The sequence below is a fragment of the Streptomyces sp. NPDC048255 genome (genome assembly GCF_040652415.1).
Classification (GTDB): Bacteria; Actinomycetota; Actinomycetes; order Streptomycetales; family Streptomycetaceae; genus Streptomyces.
Window position 1 is genome coordinate 1 of the sequence record NZ_JBEZMA010000055.1, and the last position, 24,429, is coordinate 24,429.

21 protein-coding genes are annotated in these 24,429 nt (G+C 71.3%); 4 read left to right on the forward strand and 17 right to left on the reverse strand.

What is annotated here, in order from left to right; translation table 11 throughout:
• Positions 1-93: 93 nt before the first annotated feature.
• The 10 genes from aroQ to AB0D94_RS30385 all read right to left on the reverse strand — a co-directional run bounded on the left by aroQ (position 94) and on the right by AB0D94_RS30385 (position 10,280).
• On the reverse strand, positions 94-534 hold the full coding sequence (gene aroQ / locus AB0D94_RS30340) for a type II 3-dehydroquinate dehydratase (protein WP_362058216.1): 441 nt from the start codon (positions 532-534) through the stop codon (positions 94-96).
• Positions 531-1,622, reverse strand: coding sequence for a 3-dehydroquinate synthase (gene aroB / locus AB0D94_RS30345; protein ID WP_362058219.1), 1,092 nt, complete (start codon positions 1,620-1,622; stop codon positions 531-533). Before aroB ends, aroQ begins: the two co-directional genes overlap by 4 nt.
• Entirely contained in the window at positions 1,619-2,137 is a 519-nt protein-coding gene (locus AB0D94_RS30350) for a shikimate kinase (protein ID WP_362058222.1), read from the reverse strand. The genes aroB and AB0D94_RS30350 overlap by 4 nt, the downstream gene beginning before the upstream one ends.
• Positions 2,134-3,318 carry a chorismate synthase gene (aroC, locus tag AB0D94_RS30355; protein WP_362058225.1) on the reverse strand — a complete coding sequence of 395 codons (1,185 nt, stop codon included), beginning with the start codon at positions 3,316-3,318 and terminating at the stop codon, positions 2,134-2,136. Before aroC ends, AB0D94_RS30350 begins: the two co-directional genes overlap by 4 nt.
• A gap of 338 nt (positions 3,319-3,656) precedes the next feature.
• Complete coding sequence (locus AB0D94_RS30360; RefSeq protein WP_362058228.1) at positions 3,657-4,478, reverse strand: shikimate dehydrogenase; 822 nt, start codon at positions 4,476-4,478, stop codon at positions 3,657-3,659.
• A gap of 6 nt (positions 4,479-4,484) precedes the next feature.
• Positions 4,485-6,206 (reverse strand): endolytic transglycosylase MltG, encoded by a 1,722-nt coding sequence (mltG, locus tag AB0D94_RS30365; RefSeq protein WP_362058231.1) that lies wholly within the window; start codon positions 6,204-6,206, stop codon positions 4,485-4,487.
• A 129-nt stretch (positions 6,207-6,335) separates the two neighbouring features.
• Positions 6,336-6,806, reverse strand: coding sequence for a Holliday junction resolvase RuvX (gene ruvX, locus AB0D94_RS30370; RefSeq protein WP_362058234.1), 471 nt, complete (start codon positions 6,804-6,806; stop codon positions 6,336-6,338).
• Positions 6,807-6,808: 2 nt separating this feature from the next.
• Positions 6,809-9,481, reverse strand: a complete 2,673-nt coding sequence (gene alaS, locus AB0D94_RS30375) for an alanine--tRNA ligase (RefSeq protein WP_362058237.1) — start codon at positions 9,479-9,481, stop codon at positions 6,809-6,811.
• A complete protein-coding gene (locus tag AB0D94_RS30380) occupies positions 9,481-9,843 on the reverse strand; it encodes a DUF6167 family protein (protein ID WP_362058240.1) in 363 nt (120 codons plus the stop codon). Before AB0D94_RS30380 ends, alaS begins: the two co-directional genes overlap by 1 nt.
• Before the next feature lie 8 nt (positions 9,844-9,851).
• Positions 9,852-10,280 (reverse strand): DUF948 domain-containing protein, encoded by a 429-nt coding sequence (locus tag AB0D94_RS30385; protein ID WP_362058243.1) that lies wholly within the window; start codon positions 10,278-10,280, stop codon positions 9,852-9,854.
• 146 nt (positions 10,281-10,426) lie between these two features.
• Here AB0D94_RS30385 and AB0D94_RS30390 point away from each other — a divergent pair, with 146 nt between their 5' ends.
• Positions 10,427-12,682, forward strand: a complete 2,256-nt coding sequence (locus tag AB0D94_RS30390; RefSeq protein ID WP_362058246.1) for a regulator — start codon at positions 10,427-10,429, stop codon at positions 12,680-12,682.
• 155 nt (positions 12,683-12,837) lie between these two features.
• Here AB0D94_RS30390 and rpsD read toward each other — a convergent pair whose 3' ends face one another.
• Positions 12,838-13,449 carry a 30S ribosomal protein S4 gene (rpsD, locus tag AB0D94_RS30395; RefSeq protein WP_030294564.1) on the reverse strand — a complete coding sequence of 204 codons (612 nt, stop codon included), beginning with the start codon at positions 13,447-13,449 and terminating at the stop codon, positions 12,838-12,840.
• Between the two features lie 286 nt (positions 13,450-13,735).
• Between rpsD and AB0D94_RS30400 the strand changes: the two genes are divergently transcribed.
• Positions 13,736-14,413 (forward strand): DUF2470 domain-containing protein, encoded by a 678-nt coding sequence (locus AB0D94_RS30400; RefSeq protein WP_362058250.1) that lies wholly within the window; start codon positions 13,736-13,738, stop codon positions 14,411-14,413.
• Here AB0D94_RS30400 and AB0D94_RS30405 read toward each other — a convergent pair.
• The 5 genes from AB0D94_RS30405 to AB0D94_RS30425 form a co-directional block, all read right to left on the reverse strand.
• On the reverse strand, positions 14,407-15,117 hold the full coding sequence (locus tag AB0D94_RS30405) for an HNH endonuclease family protein (RefSeq protein WP_362058253.1): 711 nt from the start codon (positions 15,115-15,117) through the stop codon (positions 14,407-14,409). The two genes, AB0D94_RS30400 and AB0D94_RS30405, sit on opposite strands and share 7 nt — an antisense overlap.
• A 79-nt stretch (positions 15,118-15,196) precedes the next feature.
• On the reverse strand, positions 15,197-16,546 hold the full coding sequence (locus AB0D94_RS30410) for a replication-associated recombination protein A (RefSeq protein WP_362058256.1): 1,350 nt from the start codon (positions 16,544-16,546) through the stop codon (positions 15,197-15,199).
• A gap of 40 nt (positions 16,547-16,586) precedes the next feature.
• Positions 16,587-17,204, reverse strand: a complete 618-nt coding sequence (locus AB0D94_RS30415; protein WP_362058259.1) for a vitamin K epoxide reductase family protein — start codon at positions 17,202-17,204, stop codon at positions 16,587-16,589.
• 227 nt (positions 17,205-17,431) lie between these two features.
• Positions 17,432-18,694 carry a histidine--tRNA ligase gene (hisS, locus tag AB0D94_RS30420; RefSeq protein WP_362058262.1) on the reverse strand — a complete coding sequence of 421 codons (1,263 nt, stop codon included), beginning with the start codon at positions 18,692-18,694 and terminating at the stop codon, positions 17,432-17,434.
• A gap of 10 nt (positions 18,695-18,704) precedes the next feature.
• Positions 18,705-19,415, reverse strand: coding sequence for an MBL fold metallo-hydrolase (locus AB0D94_RS30425; RefSeq protein WP_362058265.1), 711 nt, complete (start codon positions 19,413-19,415; stop codon positions 18,705-18,707).
• Between the two features lie 153 nt (positions 19,416-19,568).
• On the opposite strand from AB0D94_RS30425, the gene AB0D94_RS30430 reads away from it, so the two are divergent.
• Together AB0D94_RS30430 and AB0D94_RS30435 are read left to right on the forward strand one after the other, a co-directional pair.
• The gene (locus tag AB0D94_RS30430; protein WP_362058268.1) at positions 19,569-20,351 is read left to right on the forward strand and encodes a peptidylprolyl isomerase; all 783 of its coding nucleotides are present in this window, start codon (positions 19,569-19,571) and stop codon (positions 20,349-20,351) included.
• Between the two features lie 193 nt (positions 20,352-20,544).
• Complete coding sequence (locus AB0D94_RS30435; protein WP_362058271.1) at positions 20,545-21,774, forward strand: DUF349 domain-containing protein; 1,230 nt, start codon at positions 20,545-20,547, stop codon at positions 21,772-21,774.
• A gap of 85 nt (positions 21,775-21,859) precedes the next feature.
• On the opposite strand, the gene AB0D94_RS30440 is transcribed toward AB0D94_RS30435, so the two are convergent.
• Positions 21,860-24,283, reverse strand: coding sequence for a bifunctional (p)ppGpp synthetase/guanosine-3',5'-bis(diphosphate) 3'-pyrophosphohydrolase (locus AB0D94_RS30440; protein ID WP_362058274.1), 2,424 nt, complete (start codon positions 24,281-24,283; stop codon positions 21,860-21,862).
• Between the last annotated feature and the right edge of the window lie 146 nt (positions 24,284-24,429).

Consider the following 24,429-nt stretch of genomic DNA (forward strand, 5'->3'; position numbering starts at 1 on the left):
AACTTTTATGTCGGGGGGGCCTTCCCCCTCCCATGCGCGGGGGTTGGTGTGGGTGGGGTGGGTCGCGCCCGCGCGCCACCGCCGGGCACAGCGTCAGGCGGACACCTCGTCCGCCAGCGCGCGCAGCGCCAGCCGGTACGAGCCGATGCCGAAGCCCGCCACCGTCCCGGTCGCCACCGCGGCGATGACCGAGGTGTGCCGGAACTCCTCGCGGGCGTACGGGTTCGAGATGTGCACCTCGATCAGGGGCGCGGTGCGCTGCGCGGCCGCGTCCCGCATCCCGTACGAATAATGCGTGAAGGCCCCCGGGTTGATCACCACGGGGGTCTTCCCGTCCGCCGCCTCGTGGAGCCAGCGGATCATTTCGCCCTCGTCGTTGGTCTCGCGGACCTCGACGTCGAAGCCGAGCTCCTCCCCCAGCGCCCGGCAGCTCTCCACGAGTCCGGCGTACGAGGTGGCCCCGTACACATCGGGCTCGCGCGAGCCGAGCCGGCCCAGGTTGGGACCGTTCAGCACCAGGACCCTGCGGCTCACGCCGACACCTCGCCGTACGCGGCGATCAGGTGCGCCGGGTCGGGTCCCTCCAGGACGGTGGGCTTGCCCAGTCCGTCCAGGACGATGAAGCGCAGCAGGTTGCCGCGGGACTTCTTGTCGACCTGCATGGTCTGGAGCAGCTTGGGCCACTGGTCGCCGCGGTAGGTCAGCGGCAGGCCGACGGCGGCCAGGATCTCGCGGTGGCGGTCCGCCGTCGCGTCGTCGAGCCGCCCGGCGAGCCGGCCGAGTTCCGCGGCGAAGACCATGCCGACGGAGACGGCCGCGCCGTGCCGCCACTTGTAGCGCTCGTTCTTCTCGATGGCGTGCGCGAGGGTGTGGCCGTAGTTGAGGATCTCGCGCAGTCCCGACTCCTTCAGGTCGCTGGAGACCACGTCGGCCTTGACCTGGATGGAGCGCACGATCAGCTGGGCCGTGTGCGGGCCGGCCGGCGTACGGGCGGCCTGCGGGTCCTCCTCGATCAGGTCGAGGATCTTCGGGTCGGAGATGAATCCGGCCTTGATGATCTCGGCCAGGCCGCTCACGTAGTCGTTGACCGGCAGCGAGTCCAGGGCCGCCAGGTCGCACAGCACCCCGGCGGGCGGGTGGAAGGCGCCCACCAGGTTCTTGCCCTCGGCGGTGTTGATGCCGGTCTTGCCGCCCACGGCCGCGTCCACCATCGCCAGGACGGTGGTCGGCACGGCGACCCAGCGCACCCCGCGCAGCCAGGAGGCCGCGACGAAGCCCGCGAGGTCGGTGGTGGCTCCGCCGCCGACGCCGACGATCACATCGGTGCGGGTGAAGCCGGACTGGCCGAGCGCCTTCCAGCAGTACGCCGCGACCTCGACGGTCTTGGCCTCCTCGGCGTTCGGCACCTGGATGGCGACCGCCTCGTAGCCCTGTTCCGCCAGGTCGTCGCGCAGCGCCTCGCCCGTCGACGCCAGGGCCTCGGGGTGGATCACGGCGACCCGCTGGGCCTTGGTACCGATCAGGGTGCCGAGTTCGCCGAGCAGCTGCCGGCCGACCAGCACGTCGTACGGGTCGTGTCCGGCGCTTCCGCCGACGTGGATCCGCGTCACCTGGTCTGTCATACGTCCTTCAACTCCAGAGCGTCGAGGACCGCCTGGGCGACCTCTTCGGGGGTGCGGTCGTCGGTGGCCACCACGACGCGCGCGACTTCGGTGTACAGGGGGCGCCGGGCCTCCATCAGCTCGCGCCACTGGCGGCGCGGGTTGACGGCCAGCAGCGGGCGCGCGGCGCCGAGGCCCACGCGCCGTACGGCTTCCTCGACGTCCATCGACAGGTAGACGACGGGCAGGCCGGTGAGCAGCGCGCGGGTGCCCTCGTCGAGCACGGCGCCGCCGCCGAGGGAGAGGACTCCGCTGTGCCCGGCGACGGCGGCGGCGACCGCCTGCCGCTCCAGCTCGCGGAAGTACGGCTCGCCCTCGTCGACGAAGATGTCGGAGATCTCCCGGCCCTGGGCCGCGACGATGTCGGCGTCGGTGTCCCGGTAGGGGACGCCGAGCCGCTCGGCCAGCAGCGAGCCCACCGTGGACTTGCCGGACCCCATGGGGCCGACGAGGACGACCAGTGGTCCGCGCGTCACCGGATCTGCAGGTTGTCGAGGAAGGACTGGACGTTGCGGCGGGTCTCGGGGACCGAGTCCCCGCCGAACTTCTCGACGACCGCGTCGGCCAGCACGAGCGCGACCATGGCCTCGGCCACGATGCCCGCGGCCGGCACGGCGCACACGTCGGAGCGCTGGTGGTGGGCCACCGTCGCCTCGCCGGTCGCCACGTCGACGGTCGCCAGCGCGCGCGGCACGGTCGCGATGGGCTTCATCGCGGCCCGGACGCGCAGCAGTTCGCCGGTGGTCAGACCGCCCTCGGTGCCGCCGGAGCGGCCGGAGGTCCGCCTGAGGCCCTCGGGGGTGGAGACGATCTCGTCGTGCGCCTTGGAGCCGGGCACGCGGGCCAGCTCGAAGCCGTCGCCGACCTCGACGCCCTTGATGGCCTGGATGCCCATGAGCGCGGCGGCGAGCCGGGCGTCGAGGCGGCGGTCCCAGTGGACGTGCGAACCGAGCCCGACGGGGACCCCGTAGGCGAGGACCTCGACGACGCCGCCGAGGGTGTCGCCGTCCTTGTGGGCCTGGTCGATCTCCGCGACCATCGCCTTGCTCGCGTCCGCGTCGAGGCAGCGCACCGGGTCGGCGTCGAGCTTCTCGACGTCGGCGGGGGTCGGGTAGACGCCGTACGGGGCCTTGGCCGCGGCCAGCTCCACCACGTGCGAGACGATCTCGATGCCGGCGGCCTCCTTGATGAAGGACCGGGCGACGGCGCCGAGGGCGACCCGGGCGGCTGTCTCACGGGCGCTGGCGCGCTCCAGGATCGGGCGGGCCTCGGAGAAGCCGTACTTCTGCATGCCCGCCAGGTCGGCGTGACCGGGGCGGGGGCGGGTCAGCGCCGCGTTACGCCCGGTGTCCTTGAGCAGCGCGGGGTCGACCGGGTCGGCCGACATGACGGTCTCCCACTTCGGCCACTCGGTGTTGCCGATCATGACGGCGATCGGCGAACCCTGCGAGAGCCCGTGGCGGACGCCGCCGAGGAAGGTGATCTCGTCCTGTTCGAACTTCATCCGGGCACCGCGGCCGTAGCCGAGCCGGCGCCGGGCCAAGTGGTCGGCCACCAGCTCGGTGGTGACCGGGACGCCGGCGGGAAGGCCCTCCAGCGTCGCCACCAGCGCCGGTCCGTGCGACTCCCCGGCAGTCAGCCAACGCAACCTGCTCAACGATGCTCCTCATGCTCGCGCCTGATACAGCGACGGCGCGATCGGGTGCGCGGCCCGGACCCGCCGTACCCGATCCTCCCATGTCCGGGCCCGTGGACCGGGCCCCGGTCCAGTAATCGGACGGCTCGTCCATCAGGTGAGCGGCTGGGGAACCGTCCACGGACCCGGACGGGGGTCCTAGTGCTGTGGCCGGAAAGGTCTGCCGGGTCGCGTCGTCCGGTGCGGTGCATCGCGAGGCGGAGGGCCGCGGCTCGTACGGGACGTACCGGCGCGGTCCGACAACGCGGCGAGGTGCCGTGCCGGGCGGCGCGACCCGGTGAACCTTTCCGGTCACAGCACTAGCGGGCGGCGAGGGCCCGTTCTCCCGCGGCCCGCATGGCCGCGAGGGGACCGGGCCGGCCGGTCATCTGCCCGACCTGGAGCACGGCCTGGTGGACGAGGAGGTCCAGTCCGCCGACGACCTTGCCGCCGCGCCCGGACCAGGCCGCCGCGAGGGCGGTGGGCCAGGGTTCGTAGAGCACGTCGAACAGGGTCCCCGCCGCTTCGGGTACGGCCGGGGCGAGGGCGTCCGTCGTACCGGCGGGGGTGGTCGCGATCACCAGCGGCGCGGCCAGTGCCTCGGCCGCCCGCGACCAGTCGGCCGTCCGGACCTGGACGCCGAGCCGTTCGCCCCACTGCCGCATCTCGTCGGCGCGGGCCGGCGTGCGGACGTACGCGGTGACCTCGCCGGAGCAGATGCGCGAGAGCGCGGCGAGCGCCGAGGAGGCGGTGGCGCCGGCGCCGAGGATGGCGGCGGACGGCACCTTCTCGACCCCGCGCTCGTGAAGTGCGGCGAGGATGCCCGGGATATCCGTGTTGTCGCCGAGGCGGCGGCCGTCCTCGGTGAGGACGACGGTGTTGACCGCCTCGACCGAGGCGGCGGTGTCGCTGATGCCGTCGAGCAGCGGGATGACGGCCCGCTTCAGCGGCATGGTCAGCGACAGCCCGGCCCACTCGGGGCCGAGGTTCGTGACGAAACCCGGGAGCGCGGCCTCGTCGACCTCGAAGCGGTCGTACGACCAGTCGTCGAGGCCGAGCTCCTGGTAGGCGGCGCGGTGCAGCACCGGTGAGAGGGAGTGCTCGATGGGCGAACCCAGCACCGCGGCCCTTATCCGTGACATGTCGTGCTATCCGCCGTTCTTCTGCTTCTGCCGTTCCTGGAACTCATCGGCGAGCCTCTGGTGTTCCTCGTAGGTCTGGGTGAAGGTCGTCGTCTTCCCGTCGACCGACACGAAGAACATCCACCCGCCGTGGTCGGGGTTGAGCGTAGCGGTCAGGGCCTCCGCGCCGGGGTTCCCGATCGGACCGGCGGGCAGTCCCCTGATGAAGTGCGTGTTGTAGGGGTGGTCGAGCGCCCTGGCCTCCTTCATCGAGAAGTTGAGGTCGCTCGTGCCCTTGATGTAGTTGTACGTCGAGTCGAATTCGAGCCGCTGGTTGGTGACGTCGTTGGTCTTCTTCATCCGGTTGTAGACGACCTCGGCCATCTTCCGGAAGTCCTCGTGGTTCTTGCCCTCGGCGTTGACGAGGCTGGCGACCGTGACCACCTGGAGCGGATTCTCCAGGCCCAGCTCCTTGGCCTTGCCCTCGATGCCCAGCTCGGTGTACTTGTCCGTCGCGTTCTTGACCATCTGCTTGAGCAGGGACTCGGGCGTGCTGTCCTTGCTGACGTCATAGCGCGCCGGGAAGAGGAAGCCTTCCAGCGGGTCGATCAGGTTCTTGTTGTTGCCCGCCCAGGCCGGCAGGCCGAGGTTCTTGCCCTCGCGCTTGGCGATCTCCTCCGTGGTGCCCTCCGGCTTGTCCAGCCGCTTGTCGATCGCCTTGTAGACCTCGGTGTTCCGCTTGCCCTCGGGGACCGTGATCACGTTCAGCTTCGTGGGGTCGGTCATCAGCTTGACGGCTGCCGCGGCCGACATCTTCTTCTTGAGCGGGTACACACCCGCCTGGATCGACTTGCCCTTGGGATTGAGGTCGGCAGCCGTGGTGAAGGCCTCCACGCTCGCCACGATGCCGTGCTTCTTGAGGATGTTGCCCATCGTGGCCAGGGACGAGTCCTTGGGGATCTCGACGTCGATCGTCTCGCCGACCCCCTCGCCCGCAAAGTCCTCCGCCGGGGCGAACCGGTCCTTGAGGTAGGTGTAGCCGTAGTAGCCGCCGCCTCCGACCACGCCCACGATCACGAGGGCCGCGATCAGGCAGGCGGCGCCGCTGCGCTGCTTCTTGCCCTTGCCGCCCTTCGAGCGCCCGGCCCGGCGACCGCCGCGCCCGCCCGGCCCGTCACCGTCGTCGGAGCCCCGGCCGTCGTCGGCGAGCGACGAGGTCTCGGGCTCCTCCTCCAGCAGATCGGCCGGATCCGGCTCCAGGTGGCGCCGGTCCGGCGGCTGCGGCGGCGGGTATGCCTCGGGCGTGCTGTACAGGTCGGGGGCCTCGCCGGGGTACGCCACGACGGTCTGCTGGGCGTACGGATCGGCCGCCACGTAGGGGTCGGCCTGGACGGCGGCGGCCACGTACTGGCCCTGGCCGGTGTCCCAGACCTGGCCGTCGTACACCGGCTGCTGGGGGTGGGCCTGCTGCTGCGGGTGGGCCTGCTGCTGGACCTGGGGCTGCTGGGCGTAGCCCTGCTGCTCGGCGTACTGCTGGTACTGCTGCTGCTCGGTGTACTGCGGCTGCTGCGGGTACTGAGCGGGGTACTGCTGCTGGTACTGCGGCTCCTGCGGATACTGCTGCTGCGGGTCGCCGCCGTAGGGCGGCTGGCCCTGCTGGGTCTGGTGCGCGGTCCACCCCTGGTCCCCGTACAGGGGGTCCTCGGGGTGCCACGGTTCGGAGCCACGGCCCCGGCCATACTCAGTCATCGGTCCCCTAGAGCCGCGAGACGGAGGCCACGGATTCCGTCTGCCGTGACACCCGGTTCCGCCTCTTTGAGTGGTGGGCGACGGCTGTTCGAATGCCGTCTCATCTCGCGGAACGTTACCGTATCGCGATCAGACAACCACTTCGACGCACTCGCCGGGCGGATTACCTGATACCCGTTCGGTCTCAAGAGCGTTCTGCAGGATCACCACCGCGGCCGCCTGATCGATGACCGAACGGCCCTTCTTGGCGTTCTTCCCGGCGGCCCGCAACCCCTGGGCGGCGGTGACCGTGGTCATCCGCTCGTCCACCAGCCGCACCACGACCGGCTTGATGCCCTTGGCGAGTTCCGCAGCGAAGGCACGGCACTTGGCCGCGGCCGGCCCCTCCCGCCCGCTGAGCGAGCGGGGAAGGCCGACCACGACTTCGAGCGGCTCGTACTCCTCCACGAGCTGCCGCAGCCGCCGGTGGGCGGCCGGGATGTCACGTCCCGGCACGGTTTCGACCGGAGTGGCCAGCACCCCGTCGGGGTCGCACGAGGCGACCCCGATCCGGGCGTCACCGACGTCGATCGCGAGGCGGCGGCCGCGGCGCAGAGTCATCGTCAGGCCGTCTCTACCACGAGGCGTTCGACCGCGGCGATGGCCTGCGGCACGGCGGCCGGGTCCTGGCCGCCGCCCTGGGCGACGTCCGGCTTGCCGCCACCGCCGCCGCCGAGGGTCTTGGCGGCGGCGCGGACCAGGTCGCCGGCCTTGAGGCCGCGCTCGCGGGCCGCCTCGTTGGTGGCGATGACGGTCAGCGGGCGGCCGCCCGCCACGGTGAACAGGGCCACGACGACGGGGCGGTCGCCCTGGATGCGGCCGCGGACGTCGAGGACCAGCTTGCGCAGGTCGTCGGCGCCGGTGCCGTCCGGCACCTGGCCGACCACGAGGGCGACGCCGCGGATGTCCTGGGCGTTCTCGGCGAGACCGGCGGCGGCCTGGAGGACCTTCTCCGCGCGGAACTTCTCGATCTCCTTCTCGGCGTCCTTCAGCTTGCCGATCATGGAGGCGATCTTCTCCGGCAGCTCCTCCGGACGGCCCTTGACGAGCTCCTGGAGCTGGGCGACGACCGTGTGCTCCTTGGCGAGGAAGTTGTACGCGTCCACGCCGACGAGGGCCTCGACGCGGCGCACGCCGGAGCCGATGGAGGACTCGCCGAGCAGCTTCACCAGGCCGAGCTGGCTGGTGTTGCCGACGTGCGTACCGCCGCACAGTTCCTTGGAGAAGTCGCCGATGGTGACGACGCGCACGCGCTCGCCGTACTTCTCGCCGAACTCGGCGATGGCGCCCTGCTTCTTGGCCTCGTCGATGCTCATGATCTCGGCGGTGACGTCCAGCTCGCGGGAGAGCACGTCGTTGATCTTCTGCTCGACGTCGGTGAGGACCGTGCCGGGGACGGCGTTCGGCGAACCGAAGTCGAAGCGGAAGCGGCCGGGGCTGTTCTCCGAACCGGCCTGGGCGGCCGTCGGGCCCAGCGCGTCGCGCAGCGCCTGGTGGGTCAGGTGGGTGGCCGAGTGGGCGCGGGCGATGGCCAGGCGGCGCTTGACGTCGATGGCGGCGTACGCGGAGGCGCCCACCGTCACCTCGCCGACCTGGACGGAGCCCTTGTGCACGGAGACACCGGGGACCGGCTGCTGGACGTCGCGGACCTCGATCACGGCGCCGGAGTCGAGCTTGATGCGGCCCTGGTCGGCGAGCTGGCCGCCGCCCTCGGCGTAGAAGGGGGTGCGGTCGAGGACGACCTCGACCTCGTCGCCCTCGGAGGCGGCGGGCGCGGAGACGCCGTTGACCAGCAGGCCGACGATCGTGGACTCGCCCTGGTTGGTGGCGTAGCCGGTGAACTCGGTGCCGCCGCCGGCCCTGTCGGCGATCTCGCGGTACGAGGAGACGTCGGCGTGGCCGGTCTTCTTGGCCTTGGCGTCGGCCTTGGCGCGGTCGCGCTGCTCCTGCATGAGGCGGCGGAAGCCGGGCTCGTCCACGGAGAGGCCCTGCTCGGCGGCCATCTCCAGGGTGAGGTCGATCGGGAAGCCCCAGGTGTCGTGGAGCAGGAACGCCTTGTCGCCGGAGAGGACCGTGCCGCCCGCGGCCTTGGTCTCGCTCACGGCGGTGTCGAGGATGTTCGTACCGCCCTTGACGGCCTTCAGGAAGGCGGCCTCTTCGGCGAGCGCGACGGTCTCGATGCGCTTGCGGTCGGTGACCAGCTCCGGGTACTGCTGCCCCATCGTCTCGATGACGACGTCGACGAGTTCCCTGACGACCGGGCCGGTGGCGCCCATGAGGCGCATGTTGCGGATGGCGCGGCGCATGATGCGGCGCAGCACGTAGCCGCGGCCCTCGTTGCCGGGGGTGACCCCGTCGCCGATGAGCATGGTCGAGGTGCGGATGTGGTCGGCGACCACGCGCAGCGAGACGTCCGTGCCCTGCTCGGCGCCGTAGCGGACGCCGGTCAGCTCGGTGGCCTTGTCCATGACCACGCGCAGGGTGTCGGTCTCGTACATGTTCTGCACGCCCTGCAGGATCATGGCGAGACGCTCGAGGCCCAGACCCGTGTCGATGTTCTTCGACGGCAGGTCGCCGAGGATCGGGAAGTCTTCCTTCCCGTCGCCGGCGCCGCGCTCGTACTGCATGAAGACCAGGTTCCAGATCTCCACGTAGCGCTCGTCGTTGACGGCCGGGCCGCCTTCGACGCCGAACTCGGGGCCGCGGTCGTAGTTGATCTCCGAGCACGGGCCGCAGGGGCCGGGGACGCCCATGGACCAGAAGTTGTCCTTCTTGCCCAGGCGCTGGATGCGCTCGGCGGGGACGCCGATCTTCTCGCGCCAGATCTGCTCGGCCTCGTCGTCGTCGAGGTAGACCGTGATCCAGAGCTTCTCGGGCTCCAGGCCGTAGCCGCCGTCCGCCACGGAGCTGGTGAGCAGCTCCCAGGCGTACTTGATGGCGCCTTCCTTGAAGTAGTCCCCGAAGGAGAAGTTGCCGCACATCTGGAAGAACGTGCCGTGGCGGGTGGTCTTGCCGACCTCTTCGATGTCCGGGGTGCGGACGCACTTCTGCACGCTCGTGAGCGTCGGGGCCGGCGGCTTGACCTCGCCCAGGAAGTAGGGCTTGAACGGCACCATGCCCGCGGGCACCAGCAGCAGAGTCGGGTCGTCCGCGATGAGCGACGCCGAAGGGACAACGGCGTGACCGCGCTCCTCGAAGAAGCTCAGCCAGCGGCGGCGGATTTCAGCCGACTCCATCAGTGGTCCTCATTCCGGTTGTACGTAACCGCCGAGCGGTTCGATCGGGGGGTGGTCTTGTCGTGCGGGTCGTGCGCGATGGCCCGCAGCCGCCGCGGCCCGGGGAGGGCGGTGACGTTGTCGGGCCGGTCGGGGTCGCTGTTCAGCCCCAGTACGTCGTTCAGCTCGTCCTCGCGCTGCGTCATTCCCGCCTTGACGTCGAGGGCGAAATCCTTGAGGCGGTGCCCCGCCTCAAGGGCCTTGTCGGCGGCCTGGGCGGCGAGGCTTTCCGGCGTCAGCTTCTTCAGCTGGCGGTTGACCTTGGTGGTGGCCCACACGCCGGCGGCGGCGCCTGCGGTGAACCAGAAGGCTCGGCGGAACATCGGCGGTCTCAGCCCTTCTGCTTCCGGCGCCGGGCGGCCGGCACCGTACGGCCGACGATCACGGTGCGTCGGGAGGTCTTCGCGGGTGCCTCTTCCGTCCGGCCGAGGGCCTTGCGGACCCCGTAGCCGAAGGCCGCGACCTTGACCAGCGGTCCGCCGAAGGCGGAGGCCACGGTGGAGGACAGCGCGGAGGCGTTGGAGGTGACTTCCTGGACGTCGCTCGCGATGGCGTCGACCCGGTCGAGCTGGGTGCGCGCGGAGCGGACGGTGGTGGAGGCGTCGGCGAGCAGCGGGACGGCCTGGTCGGTCACGTCGGCCACCAGCTTGGTGGTCGCCTTCAGCACCTGGGCCAGCCTCACCAGCACCACCGCGAGGAAGGAGACCAGGATGGCCCAGAAGACGGCCACGAGGATCCCGGCCACCTCTCCACCGGACACGTCACACCGCTCTCTGTCTGTACCTGCACCGCTAGAAGATTTGTCCTCCGACCCTATCGCGCCCGAGATCCCCGGCTGTACCGGAATTCCGAGGTCGGAGGATCGCCTTGTACGCAGCGCGTGCGGACCAGTACTCTCCGTGTCCCATGCGACAGAGACCCCTTCGAGACACCGCCTGGGGCAATCTTCCCCCGGAGCTGAACCGGTTCGTCGGGCGGGGTGGCGAACTCGCCGGACTGGGGCGGCTGCTGGAGTCCTCCCGGCTGGTCACGGTGACCGGGGTGGGCGGTGTGGGCAAGTCCCGGCTGGCGCTCGCGGCGGCCCGGACGCTCGCCGGCGGGGCCGGCCCGGCGGAGCGGGCCCAGGAGGATGCGCAGGAGGGCGCGCAGGAGGGCGCGCAGGAACGCTACTGCGACGGCCTGTGGCTGGCCGAGCTGGCCACCGTACGGGACCCCGCGCTGCTGGAGCTCGCCCTCGCGGAGGCGCTCGGGCTGACCGACCACACCACCCGGCCGCCCCGGACCGTGCTGGCCGAGCACCTGGCCGGACGGCGCCTGCTGCTGGTGCTGGACGGCTACGAGCAGCTGGTCGAGGAGACGGCCGGGCTGGTACGGGAGCTGCTGCTCCGCTCCCCCGGCCTGCGGGTGCTCGCGGCGGGCCGGCGTCCGCTGGACCTGGAGGGGGAGCGGATCTTCCCGCTGGCCCCGCTGGCCCCCCAGGAGGCCCTGGCGCTGCTGGCGGAACGGGCCGCCGAGGCCGATCCGGCCTTCGCGGTGACGGGGGCGGACCGGGCCGTGCTGGCGGAGGTGTGCGCCCGCCTGGACGGGATCCCGCTGGCCCTGGAGCTGGCGGCGGCCCGGCTGCGGGTGCTGCCCCCCGCACAGGTACTGGCCCGGCTGGAGGACCGTTTCGCGCTGCTGGCGGGCGGCCCGCGCGGGGTGCTCCCCCGGCACCGGACGCTGCGCACGGCCATCGGCTGGAGCCACGAGCTGTGCACGCCCCGGGAGCGGCTGCTGTGGGCGCGGCTGTCGGTGTTCGCGGGCCTGTTCGACCTCGACGCCGCCGAGTACGTGTGCGCGGGCCCGGACCTGCCCGTGGAGGGCGTGCTGGACCTGGTCGGGGAACTGCTCGCCCAGTCCTTGCTGGCCCGGGAGGAGACGGCCGCCGGGGTCCGCTACCGGATGCTGGAAACCGTACGGCTGTACGGGGCGGGCTGGCTGGAGTCGACGGGTGACGGCCGGCGGCTGCGCCGCCGCCACCGGGACTGGTACATGGGCCTCGCGACCTGGTGCGAGCTGGACTGGTTCGGCCCGCGTCAGCAGGAGGTGGCCGCGCTGGTGGAGGTGGAGCTGCCGAATCTGCGGCTCGCACTGGAGTGCTGCCTGGAGGAGCCGGACGAGGCCCACCTGAGCCAGTACCTCGCGGGCACCCTCTGGTTCTACTGGGCGGGCTGCGGGCGGCTGACCGAGGGCCGGCACTGGCTGGACCGGACCCTGGAGCCCTGCGCCGGCACCGCCGGGCCGGGTTCCGGGCCCGCGGAGCGTCCGTACGAGAGCTCGCGGCTGAAGGCGCTGTGGGTGCTCGGCTACGTCGCGGCCCTCCAGGGGGACGCGGTGGCCGCGATGAGCGCCCTGTACGAGTGCCGGGAGGGGGCGGCGCAGGCGCGCAACCCGGTCGCGGCGGCCTACGCGGTGCACCGGCTGGGCTGTCTGGCACTGGTCTCCGACGACATGGCGCGGGCCCGGGAGCTGCTGGGTTCGGCGCTGGAGCGGTACCGGGAGGCCGGCGAGCTGAACAGCGGCGTGCTGATGTGCCAGGTGGAGCTGGCGATGGCGCTGGCCTTCCAGGGGGAACTGGCGGGCGCGCTCTCGCTGTGCGAGGAGGTCCGTGACATCTGCGAGGAACGCGGGGAGCGCTGGACCAAGGCGTACGCCCTGTACGTCCTCGCGTACGCGGCCCTGGACGCGGGGGCTACGGCCGAGGCGCGGCGGCTGCTGACCGAGTGCGTGGAGATCAACCACACCTTCCACGACCTGGTCGGGCTGGTGCTGGCGCTGGAGCTGCTGGCCCTGGTCACGGTCGCCGAGGGCCATCCGGCGGAGGCGGCGGTGCTCCAGGGGGCGGCGGAGCCGATGTGGGACGGGGTGGGGCTGCAGCTGTTCGGCTCGGGGTACTTCAACGCCCCGCGGCTGATGTGCCAGGAGCGGGCGGGCGAGCTGCTGGGCGCCGAGCGCTACGCGGCGTACGCCGCCGAGGGGCGGGAGCTGAGCCGCGAGGCGCTCGTCGTGCGCGCGCGGCACGCTCCCGGGGAGCGGGGCGCCGCGACCGCCGGGCTGCGGGTGGGCCGGGGCGGGCCGCGCGGACCACGGGCGCAGCGCCGGGCGGCGGCGGACCAGCCGTGACGGCCGTGACGGGCGGGGGAACCGCTCCGCCGTGACAGCGGTGACAGCGCCGGCAGCCGTGACGGCGGTGCAGCGCCGGCGCCCGTACATGCGGAAAACCCGCCGCCCCCGAGGGGACGGCGGGTTTCCACCAGCCTGTGAGGGCTACGCCTGCATCAGCGGGCGTAGTACTCGACGACGAGCTGCTCGTCGCAGATGACCGGGATTTCCTTGCGGTTCGGGTCGCGGTCCAGGCGGAAGGCCAGGGCCTTCAGGTTGACCTGCAGGTAGCGCGGGGTCTCGCCCTCGCCTGCGTAGCCACCCTCACGGGCAACCTGGAACGGAACCTTCTCGCGGCTGCGCTCGCGCACCGTGATGACGTCGTCCGGGCGGACACGGAACGACGGCTTGTCGACCTTGCCACCGTTGACCTCGATGTGGCCGTGAACGACCATCTGGCGAGCCTGGTAGATGGTGCGGGCGATGCCCGAACGCAGGACCAGGGCGTCGAGGCGACGCTCGAGCTCGACGACCAGCGCCTCGCCCGTCTTGCCTTCGGCCTTCTTGGCGCGGTCGTACGCGCGGGCCATCTGACGCTCAGAGATGTCGTACTGAGCGCGCAGACGCTGCTTCTCCAGCAGACGAACCTTGTAGTCCGAGTTCTGCTTGCGGCCACGGCCGTGCTCGCCCGGCGGGTAGGGGCGGGCCTCGAAGTACTTGACGGCCTTCGGGGTCAGCGCAATGCCGAGGGCACGCGACTTCTTGACCTTGGGTCGCTTCTGGTTCACGTGGAACCTACCTCCATGTAAGTTAGGTGAGGCTTACCTTAGCGAGGAGGACGTAATGTCTCGACCACATGGGATCCCCCTGCCCAGTGCGCGTCGAAGTTCAGATTCCAACGAAACGGAATCTGCTTTCGACGACGATAAGCAAGGTCAGCCGCGTCCCAGGGAAGGCGTTCGGCAGCTCACCGGAGCCGAACGCGTACGAACCCTCGTAGAGTCCAACGCCTCAGTATCCCTCACCCTGCCGGGTGCTCGTGACAGCCAGGCACTCGACGAGTTCGGGACAGGGATGCCGGTCGCACGGACCGTCACCCCGGACGGGGACGTGATTCTCCTTGTTTCCGGGGAATCCGCGGCTGCCAGGGCAGCCGCTCACGCCCAGGACGACGACCTCACCGCCGTGATCGAGATCACGGACGTGGCGCCGGTGTCCGTGCCCCATCGTATCCGAGGCCGCGCGTGGCTGGCCGGGTGGCTGACGCCGGTGCGCGGCACCGACCGCGCGGCCTGCGCCGTCCTGCTCGCCGAGCGCCGGCCGGTGGGCGAGCTGCTGGGCATGACGGAGTCCCTGGAGCCCCCGTACGCCGGACGGCCGGCCTGGATGATGCTGCGCCTGGAGGTCGGCGAGATATCGGTGGACGACCTGTGGGGCGCCGATCACGTAGAGCCCGAGGCGCTGGCCACGGCGGAGCCCGACCCGATGTCCGCGCACGAGGCGGAGCTGCTCCAGCACCTGCACACGGCCCACGGCGACCGCCTAGGCGAACTGTGCGGGCTGCTCGGATCGCGGGGCGCCGGCTCCATGACCGCCGTCCCCCTCGCCCTGGACCGCCTGGGCCTGCGGGTCCGCTTCACCGGCGGCGCCGCCGGAACCTTCGACGCCCGCTTCGACTTCCCGGAGCCGGTCGCGGACATCTGCGGGCTGCGCCGGGCGATGCACACCCTGTTCTCGGCGGCGTCTCACTGAGGGCAGGACGCCAGCAGCTCCTGCAGGGCGAGCTTCTCGGGCGCCGTCACGGACAGCCGGTACTTGGCCTTGATCCCCGTATAGCGGCGCCCGTACTCGCACCAGTACTCCCGCCGCGGCGGCCTCCACTTGTCGGCGGTCCTGCTGCCCTTGTCGTAGTTGGTCTGCTTGTCCACGGCGAGCAGGACGTCGAGGTCGTTGGCGTACTCCAGCCTGCGCTGCGCCGTCCAGCCGTACGCGCCGCCCCGCCAGGCGGCGCCCAGCGCGACCACGTGGTCGCTCTGGATCTGCGAGGCGCGACGGTAGGTGTACGGGAGCTCCTTGCCGGTGTACGGATCGTGCAGCACCCCGGACACCACGACGCAGGGGTTGCGGTCCCCTTCGCGCAGCTCGCTCAGGTCCCGCCGCAGCACGTCGTCCCGGGTGTCACATCCGTTGCGCCCGCCGACGGCGTCGGTCTCGTCGGACCAGTACTTGCCGAAGTTCTCCCGCTCGTACGTCTGCCAGTTCTTGCCCCGCTCCACCTTCAGCCCGGCCAGCATGGTCCTGGCGGTGGCCGCGCCGGGCGGGAACCCCGCACTGGCGAGCGGCACCTGCGCGACCAGCGCCGCCGCGCTGGCTCGCGCCTTCCCGGGGTCGTCGTGATGGCAGCCGCTCAGCAGGAGCGCGGCGGTCACGGCGATGAGCGAAGCCCGGCGTCCCATGCCCGGGATGCTAGCCATCTCAGGCCCGCCGGCGTTCGAGGCGCGGGCCGGGGCGGAGCCCCGGCAGCTGCGCCGCGCCTCACTCGCCGCGCAGCCGTTCCCGGACCTTTTCCACCACGTCCGCGTACCGCGCCTCCGCCCCGTACCGCGTCGGCTCGTAGTACCGCTTCCCGTGGATCTCGTCCGGCGCGTACTGCTGCGCGGCGATGGCGCCCGGCACGTCGTGCGGGTACACGTACCCCTGGGCGTGGCCCAGCTTCGCCGCGCCCTTGTAGTGGCCGTCCCGCAGGTGCGGCGGCACCGAGCCCGCCAGCCCCGCCCGTACGTCGGCCAGAGCCGCGCCGATCGCGGTCGTGGCCGTGTTCGACTTCGGGGCCAGGGCCAGCGCGATCGTCGCGTGCGACAGCGTCAGCGCGGCCTCCGGGAAGCCGATCAGCGCCACGGCCTGGGCCGCGGCCACGGCCAGGGGCAGGGCCGTCGGGTCGGCGAGCCCGATGTCCTCGCTCGCCGAGATCATCAGCCGCCGGGCGATGAACCGCGGGTCCTCCCCCGCGTCGATCATCCGCGCCAGGTAGTGCAGCGCCGCGTCCACGTCGGAGCCTCGGATCGACTTGATCAGGGCGCTCGCCACGTCGTAGTGCTGGTCGCCGTCCCGGTCGTACCGCACGGCCGCCCGGTCGACCGCCTCCTCCACCGTTTCGAGGGTGATCGCCTCCTCGCCCTTGGCGATGGCCGAACCGGCGCCCGCCTCCAGCGCCGTCAGCGCCCGCCGGGCGTCGCCCCCGGCGATCCGCAGCAGGTGCGCCTCGGCGTCCGCCGGGAGGGTGACGGCCCCGCCGAGGCCCCGCTCCTCGGTCAGGGCCCGGCGCATCAGCGCGCTCAGGTCCCCGTCCGTGAGCGGTTCGAGGGTCAGCAGCAGCGACCGCGACAGCAGCGGGGAGATGATCGAGAAGTACGGGTTCTCCGTGGTCGCCGCGATCAGCGTCACCCAGCGGTTCTCCACGGCCGGCAGGAGCGAGTCCTGCTGCGCCTTGCTGAAGCGGTGGATCTCGTCCAGGAAGAGGACGGTCTCCTTGCCGTAGCCACCGGCCGCGCGCCGCGCGCCCTCGATGACCGCCCGGACCTCCTTGACGCCCGCCGTGATGGCGGACAGCTCCACGAACCGCTTCTTCGTGGCCTGGCTGACCACGTACGCGAGGGTGGTCTTCCCGGTGCCCGGCGGCCCCCAGAGGATCACCGAGGAGGCACCGGCAGGGCCGCCGGCCCCCTCCCCGACCAGCCGCCGCAGCGGGGAGCCGGGCTTCAGCAGGTGCTGCTGGCCGACGACCTCGTCCAGGGTGCGCGGACGCATCCGCACGGCGAGCGGAGAGCTCGCGGGGTCCTTCTCCTGGCGGTCCTCGGCGGCAGCGGTGAAGAGGTCTGGTTCCACACCGGAAGCCTATGCGAGCCCACTGACAGGGCGGCCGCCGTCAGGAGGTCCAGAAGTCCCACCAGCGGGTCAGGATCAGCATGCCGATGATCCCGATGTGCAGGACGGGCAGCACCCAGGTGAACTCGTCGAAGAAGCCCCGCAGCCAGCCGGGCGCGGGCAGGAGGCCCTGGCGGACGTTGTGCGAGGTCACGTACCAGAACATGATGATCGTGGCGACCCAGGCCAGGCAGCACCACAGGCAGAGCGAGTTGATGTTGTACAGCGACTGGTACATCAGCCAGGCGCAGAAGACGACGCCGAAGAGGGTGCCCGCGTTCAGCGTCAGCCAGTACCAGCGGGCGAACCGCGCCCCGGCCAGCAGGCTCATGCCGACGCAGACCACGATCCCGTAGGCCACCAGCCCCAGCATGGGGTTCGGGAAGCCGAAGACGGCCGCCTGGTCGCTGGTCATGATGTTGCCGCAGGAGACGATCGGGTTCAGGCTGCACCCGGGAACGAAGTCCGGGTCCTCCAGCAGCTTGAACTTGTCGATCGTGATCACCCAGGCGGCGAGCAGACCGAGCGCTCCCGTGATCACCAGCAGCAGGGCCAGGGCCCGGCTGCCTCCGGTCGTGGTCCTCGGGGCGGTGTCCGCGTCCGTGCCTCGTGTCGTCATACCGCCCGCTCCACATCTGCAAGGTCAACAAGCACCGGCCATTGTGCCGTACCGGGCTGTGTGGCCACCGTTCGATCCGGATAAGGACCCACCACCGCTCCGGGCCCGCGCGAGCGGGCCTCGGCCGGCGCCCCGGCGGGACCCCGGCGGAAGCGCCGAGGGCGGGGCCGGAAGGACTCCGCTCTGCGGAATCCCCGGCCCCGCCCTCGGCGGCGCACCCGGTCCGGTCAGGCCAGACGGGCCTGGACGGTGGCGACCAGGTCGGCCAGCGCCACGGGGGCCTGCTCCCCGGACTCCATGTCCTTCAGCTGGACGACGCCCTCGGCGAGATCGCGCTCACCGGCGACGACGGTGAAGCGCGCACCCGACCGGTTCGCGTCCTTCATCGAACCCTTGAGGCCCTTGCCGCCGTACGAGAAGTCCGCCGCGACCCCCGCCCTGCGGAGCTCGGTGACCTTCCCGAACAGCACGCGCCGGGCCTCCTCGCCCAGTGCCACCGCGAACACCGACGTCGACGCCGGGATGTCCAGGTCGACGCCCTCGGCCTCCAGGGCCAGGACCGTGCGGTCCACGCCGAGCGCCCAGCCGACCGACGGCAGCGCCGGTCCGCCGATCATCTCGGACAGGCCGTCGTAGCGGCCGCCGCCGCCCACCGCGGACTGGGAGCCCAGACCGTCGTGGACGAACTCGAAGGTGGTCCGCGTGTAGTAGTCCAGCCCGCGGACCAGCTTCTCGTCGTCCTCGAAAACGACCCCGGCCGCCGTCACCAGGGCCCGGACCTCCTCGTGGTACGCCTTGCACGCGTCGCACAGGTAGTCCCGCAGCATCGGCGCGCCGACCAGCTGCTTCTGCACGTCCCTCCGCTTGTCGTCGAGGACGCGCAGCGGGTTGATCTCGGCCCGGCGGACGGTCTCCTCGTCCAGGTCGAGGCCGCTCAGGAACGACTGCAGCGCCTCCCGGTACACCGGGCGGCACTCCTTGTCACCCAGCGAGTTCAGCAGGATCCGGAAGTTGCGCAGGCCCAGCGAGCGGTACGCCTGGTCGGCCAGGATGATCAGCTCGGCGTCGAGCGCCGGGTCCTCGGCACCGATGGCCTCGGCGCCGACCTGCGAGAAGTGGCGGTAGCGGCCCGCCTGCGGCTTCTCGTAGCGGTAGTACGAGCCCGAGTACCAGAGCTTGACCGGCAGGTTGCCCTTCTTGTGCAGGCTCGCCTCCAGCGCCGCGCGCAGCACCGAGGCCGTGCCCTCGGGGCGCAGGGCCAGCTGGTCGCCGCCCTTGGTCTCGAAGGCGTACATCTCCTTGGAGACGATGTCGGTGGACTCGCCCACACCGCGGGCGAAGAGGCCCACGTCTTCGAAGCCGGGGGTCTCGATGTAGCCGTAGCCGGAATTCCGGAGCGGGGCCGCGATGGCCTCGCGTACCGCCAGGTACTTCACGGAGACCGGCGGGATCAGGTCGTACGTGCCCTTGGGGGCCTGAAAAGTAGCCACGAAAATCTCGTCACATTCCTCGTCGTGGAGCGGCTGTGCCGTCTCCCAGGCCGGCGGCGACCTCCCGCAGGTACGGGTTGGTCGCGCGCTCACGGCCGATGGTGGTCTGGGGACCGTGGCCGGACAGCACCACGGTCGAGTCGTCGAGCGGCAGGCACACGCGGGCCAGCGACTCGAGCATCTCGGCGTGGGAGCCGCCGGGCAGGTCGGTGCGTCCGATGGAGCCGGCGAAGAGCAGGTCGCCCGAGAAGAAGACCGGCGGTACGTCGGCCAGTTCGGGCATCCTGAAGGTCACCGACCCCTTGGTATGCCCCGGCGCGTGCGCCACCGAGAAGTCCATACCGGCCAGTTTCAGTCCGGCGCCGTCGGTGAGCTCGCGGACGTCGTCCGGCTCGCCCACGGTCAGCTCGCCCATGAGCGGCATCCCGATGGAGCGGCCGAGGGCCTTCTCCGGGTCGCTCATCATGTAGCGGTCCTCGGGGTGGATCCAGGCCGGTACGTCGTGTGCTCCGCACACCGGGACCACCGAGGCCACATGATCGATGTGGCCATGGGTCAGGACGACCGCGACGGGCTTGAGCCGATGCTTCTTCAGCGTCTCCTCGACACCCTGGGCGGCCTGGTGGCCCGGGTCGATGATGACGCACTCCTCGCCTGCGGCGGGGGCGACCACGTAACAGTTGGTCCCCCAGGCCCCGGCGGGGAACCCGGCAATCAGCACGTTCGTCCTCAATCGTCGTCCGGCGGGAGGCTGCGGATCGGAATGCAGCTGCTCAGAGCCTACCGGCGCCGCTCATTACACAGCTAACCCATATACGGTACGGGCTAGCCCAGCCCGGACAGCGGTACCAGACACGTACAAGGAGACGACCCGGTGGTCACGAGCGATCAGCGGCGGCGACAGCTCGCCAGGGAGAAGTACGAGCGCCAGCAGAAGCGCCGGGCCGAGGCCCGGCAGAAGGCGCGCCGGCGGATGGCCGTGATCGGTGCGGCGGTGGCCGTGGTGGTCGCGGCACTGGTCGGCCTCATCGTCGGCGGCGTCTTCGACTCGGACAAGAAGGACCAGGCGGCGGATCCGTCCGCGAGCCCGTCCGCCGAGCCCACGCCCAAGCAGTCCCCCTCGCCCGAGATGGCGATCGACCAGAAGGCGAAGTACACCTTCGCCCTGAAGACCAGCGCGGGCGACATCAACTTCGCGATGGACGCGGCGAAGACCCCGCAGACGGTCAACTCCTTCAAGTCGCTCGCCGACAAGGGGTACTTCGACAACACCAAGTGCCACCGGCTGACGACCGGCGGGATCTACGTGCTCCAGTGCGGCGACCCGGAGGGCACAGGCCGGGGCGGCCCCGGCTACACCATCCCGGACGAGAACCTGGACTCCCTCGGCAAGCCGAACGAGCAGGGCCAGGTGACGTACCCGGCGGGCACGGTGGCCATGGCCAACACCGGGCAGCCGGGCTCCGGCGGCAGCCAGTTCTTCCTGGTCTACAAGGACAGCCCGCTGGCCCCGGGGTACACCCCGTTCGGCAAGATCGACGCGGCCGGCCTGAAGATCCTCGAGGACATCGCCAAGGCCGGAACGGCCGACGGCGGCCAGGACGGGGCTCCGAAGAACGAGGTGAAGATCGAGAAGGGCGCGGTCACCCAGGGCTGACGGCCCGCGGCGGCCCGGAGCCGCGGCCGGCGTCCCCCACCCGCTGCGTCGATATTCCGTCGTGCGGGATGCGGACAGCCGGCCCGGCGGTCGCCTATGTTGGCGTTGTGCAGGGCGGGCGCGGCCCGCCCCAGGAAACTGTGGACGATGCCCGGGGGTGAACCCCTCACAGGCATCAGGTGGAGGAGGCGCTGTGAGCAGCGACCCGTGGGGCCGAGTCGACGAGACGGGCACCGTGTACGTGCGTACTGCCGAGGGCGAGAAGGTCGTCGGCTCGTGGCAGGCGGGCACCCCGGAGGAGGCCCTGGCCTACTTCGAGCGCAAGTACGAGGGCCTGGTCGTCGAGATCGGTCTCCTCGAAAAGCGGGTGCGGACCACCGATCTGTCCGCCAAGGACGCCCAGACGGCGATCGACCACCTGCGTACGCAGGTCGAAGAGCACCATGCCGTGGGCGACCTCGACGCGCTGCGCGTCCGGCTGGACAAGCTGGTGGCGACCGTGGAGTCCCGGCGCGAGGAGCGCAAGGTCCAGAAGGCCAAGCAGACGGACGAGGCCCGTGCGGCCAAGGACGCGCTGGTGGTCGAGGCCGAGCAGCTGGCGCAGAGCGACCAGTGGCGCAGTGCCGGCGAGCGGCTGCGGGCCCTGGTGGACATCTGGAAGGGCCTGCCGCGCCTGGACCGCAAGTCGGACGACGAGCTGTGGCACCGCTTCTCGCACGCCCGCTCCGCCTTCTCCAAGCGCCGCAAGGCGCACTTCGCCTCGCTGGACGCGCAGCGCGAGGACGCCCGCAAGGTCAAGGAGAAGCTGGTCGCGGAGGCCGAGTCGCTGTCGAAGTCGACCGACTGGGGTCCGACGGCAGCCCGCTACCGCGAGCTGATGGCGGACTGGAAGGCGGCGGGCCGGGCCCAGCGCGAGTCCGAGGACGACCTGTGGAACCGCTTCCGCGGTGCGCAGGACGTGTTCTTCGCGGCGCGCAGCGAGGTCTTCGCCGAGCGGGACGCCGAGCAGGTGGAGAACCTGAAGCTGAAGGAGGAGCTGGCCGACGAGGCCGAGAAGCTCGTCCCGGTCACGGACCTGAAGGCGGCCCGTGCCGCGTTCCGCTCCCTCAACGAGCGCTGGGAGGCCATCGGCCACGTGCCGCGGGACGCCCGGCCGAAGGTCGAGGGCCGGATGCACGCGGTGGAGCGGGCGATCCAGGAGGCCGAAGAGGGCGAGTGGCGTCGTACGAACCCGGAGGCGCGGGCCCGTGCGGCCGGCCTGACGGGGCAGCTCCAGGCGGCGGTGGACAAGCTGCGCGGCCAGATCGACGCGGCCCGCGCGGCGGGCAACAACGCGAAGGCCGACAAGCTGGCCCGTGAGCTGGAGGGCCGCCAGGCCCTGCTGGACCAGGCGCTCAAGGGCCTGGAGGAGTTCGGCGGCTGACTGCGCCGAACCCGCTGAAGGCGGTCACGGGAAGGGCCCCGGTACGGAGATCCGTACCGGGGCCCTTCCCGTCGCGTGGGCGCGTTTACGGCCTGCGGGCCGAGGTGACGCGGTAGACGTCGTAGACGCCCTCGACGCCGCGGACGGCCTTCAGGACGTGCCCCAGGTGCTTCGGGTCGCCCATCTCGAAGGTGAACCGCGAGGTGGCCACCCGGTCGCGGGAGGTCTGCACGGCCGCCGACAGGATGTTCACGTGCTGGTCCGACAGGACCCGGGTGACGTCCGACAGCAGGCGGGACCGGTCCAGTGCCTCGACCTGGATGGCGACCAGGAAGACGGAGGACTGGGTGGGCGCCCACTCGACCTCCAGCATCCGCTCGGGCTGCTGGGAGAGCGAGTCCACGTTGACGCAGTCCGCGCGGTGAACCGATACGCCACTGCCGCGCGTGACGAACCCGATGATCGGGTCGCCCGGCACCGGGGTGCAGCAGCGGGCCAGCTTGACCCACACGTCGTCGACGCCCTTGACGACGACTCCCGGGTCGGCGTTCTTGCGTCGCTTGCTCCGGCCGTGGGCGGGCGGGATGGACTCCTCGATGTCCTCGTTGGCCGCTTCCTCGCCGCCGAGGGCCGCCACGAGCTTCTGTACGACGCCCTGCGCGGCCACGTGGCCCTCGCCGATCGCCGCGTACAGGGAGGAGATGTCGGGGTAGCGCATCTCGTGCGCGAGCGTGACGAGCGAGTCGCCGGTGAGGATGCGCTGGATCGGCAGGTTCTGCTTGCGCATGGCCCGCGCGATGGCGTCCTTGCCGTGCTCGATGGCCTCGTCGCGGCGTTCCTTGGAGAACCAGGCGCGGATCTTGTTGCGGGCCCGCGGGGACTTGACGAAGCCGAGCCAGTCGCGGGAGGGCCCGGCGCCCTCGGCCTTGGAGGTGAAGACCTCGACCAGGTCGCCGTTGTCGAGCGTGGACTCCAGCGGGACGAGGCGCCCGTTGACCCTGGCCCCTATGGTCCGGTGGCCGACCTCCGTGTGGACGGCGTACGCGAAGTCCACGGGGGTGGCGCCGGCGGGCAGCGCTATGACGTCGCCCTTGGGCGTGAAGACGAAGACCTCGTTGCGGGAGAGGTCGAAGCGCAGCGAGTCGAGGAACTCGCCGGGGTCCTCGGTCTCCTTCTGCCAGTCGAGCAGCTGGCGCAGCCAGGCCATGTCGTTGACGGTGTCCTGGCCTGCGGTGCCCTTGGCGGCCTGCGGGACGTCGGTGCGGACCTTGGAGGTGCCGGCGACGGTCTGCTGCTTGTACTTCCAGTGCGCGGCGATGCCGTACTCGGCGCGGCGGTGCATGTCGAAGGTGCGGATCTGGAGTTCGACCGGCTTGCCGCTGGGCCCGATGACCGTCGTGTGGAGCGACTGGTACATGTTGAACTTGGGCATCGCGATGTAGTCCTTGAACCGGCCGGGGACCGGGTTCCAGCGCGCGTGCACCGTGCCGAGGGCTGCGTAGCAGTCCCGGACGGTGTCGACGAGGACGCGGATGCCCACCAGGTCGTAGATCTCCGCGAAGTCGCGGCCGCGGACGATCATCTTCTGGTAGACGCTGTAGTAGTGCTTGGGCCGGCCGGTGACGGTGGCCTTGATGCGGGCCGCCCGCAGGTCGGTCTGCACCTCGTCGGTGACGACGGCGAGGTACTCGTCGCGCTTGGGTGCTCTTTCGGCCACCAGGCGGACGATCTCGTCGTACATCTTGGGGTAGAGGATCGCGAAGGCGAGGTCCTCCAGCTCCCACTTGATCGTGTTCATGCCGAGGCGGTGGGCCAGCGGCGCGTAGATCTCAAGGGTCTCGCGGGCCTTCTTCTCCTGCTTCTCCCGCTTGAGGTAGCGCATGGTGCGCATGTTGTGGAGCCGGTCGGCGAGCTTGATCACCAGGACGCGCGGGTCCTTGGCCATCGCGACGACCATCTTGCGGACGGTCTCGGCCTGGGCGGCCTCGCCGAACTTGACCCGGTCGAGCTTGGTGACGCCGTCGACGAGCAGGGCCACCGCGTCGCCGAAGTCACGGCGCAGGTCTTCGAGCCCGTACTCGGTGTCCTCGACGGTGTCGTGCAGCAGACCGGCCATGAGCGTGGCCGGGTCCATGCCCAGCTCGGCGAGGATCGTGGTCACCGCGAGCGGGTGGGTGATGTACGGGTCGCCGCTCTTGCGCTTCTGGCCGCGGTGCCAGCGCTCGGCGACCTGGTAGGCCTGCTCCAGCTGGCGCAGCGTGGACGTCTCGATCTTCGGGTCGTTGCTGCGGACTATCCGGAGGAGGGGCTCCAGTACCGGGTTGTACGCGCTGGAACGCTGGACGCCGAGGCGGGCGAGGCGGGCGCGCACCCGGTTGGAGGACCCGGCCGATTTCGCCGGCGCGGGCTTGACCGGCGGGGCCGGCGGGGGCGTGGCGGCGGGCGCCGCGGCCGGCTCGGCCTGCGGGTCGGGCTGCGCGGCGGAGATTGGCTGGACCTCGTCTGGCAAGAGCGCTCCTCAGCGGATCCGGTGCCCGTGTCCGGTCCGGATAACCCATCGTAGCGAGGGTTCCGCCCCCTCGTTCGCCGAGCCTCCCGCCGAAACCAGCCTCGCCGGCGTTTGAGGCGCGGGGGTCCGGGGGCAGAGCCCCCGGC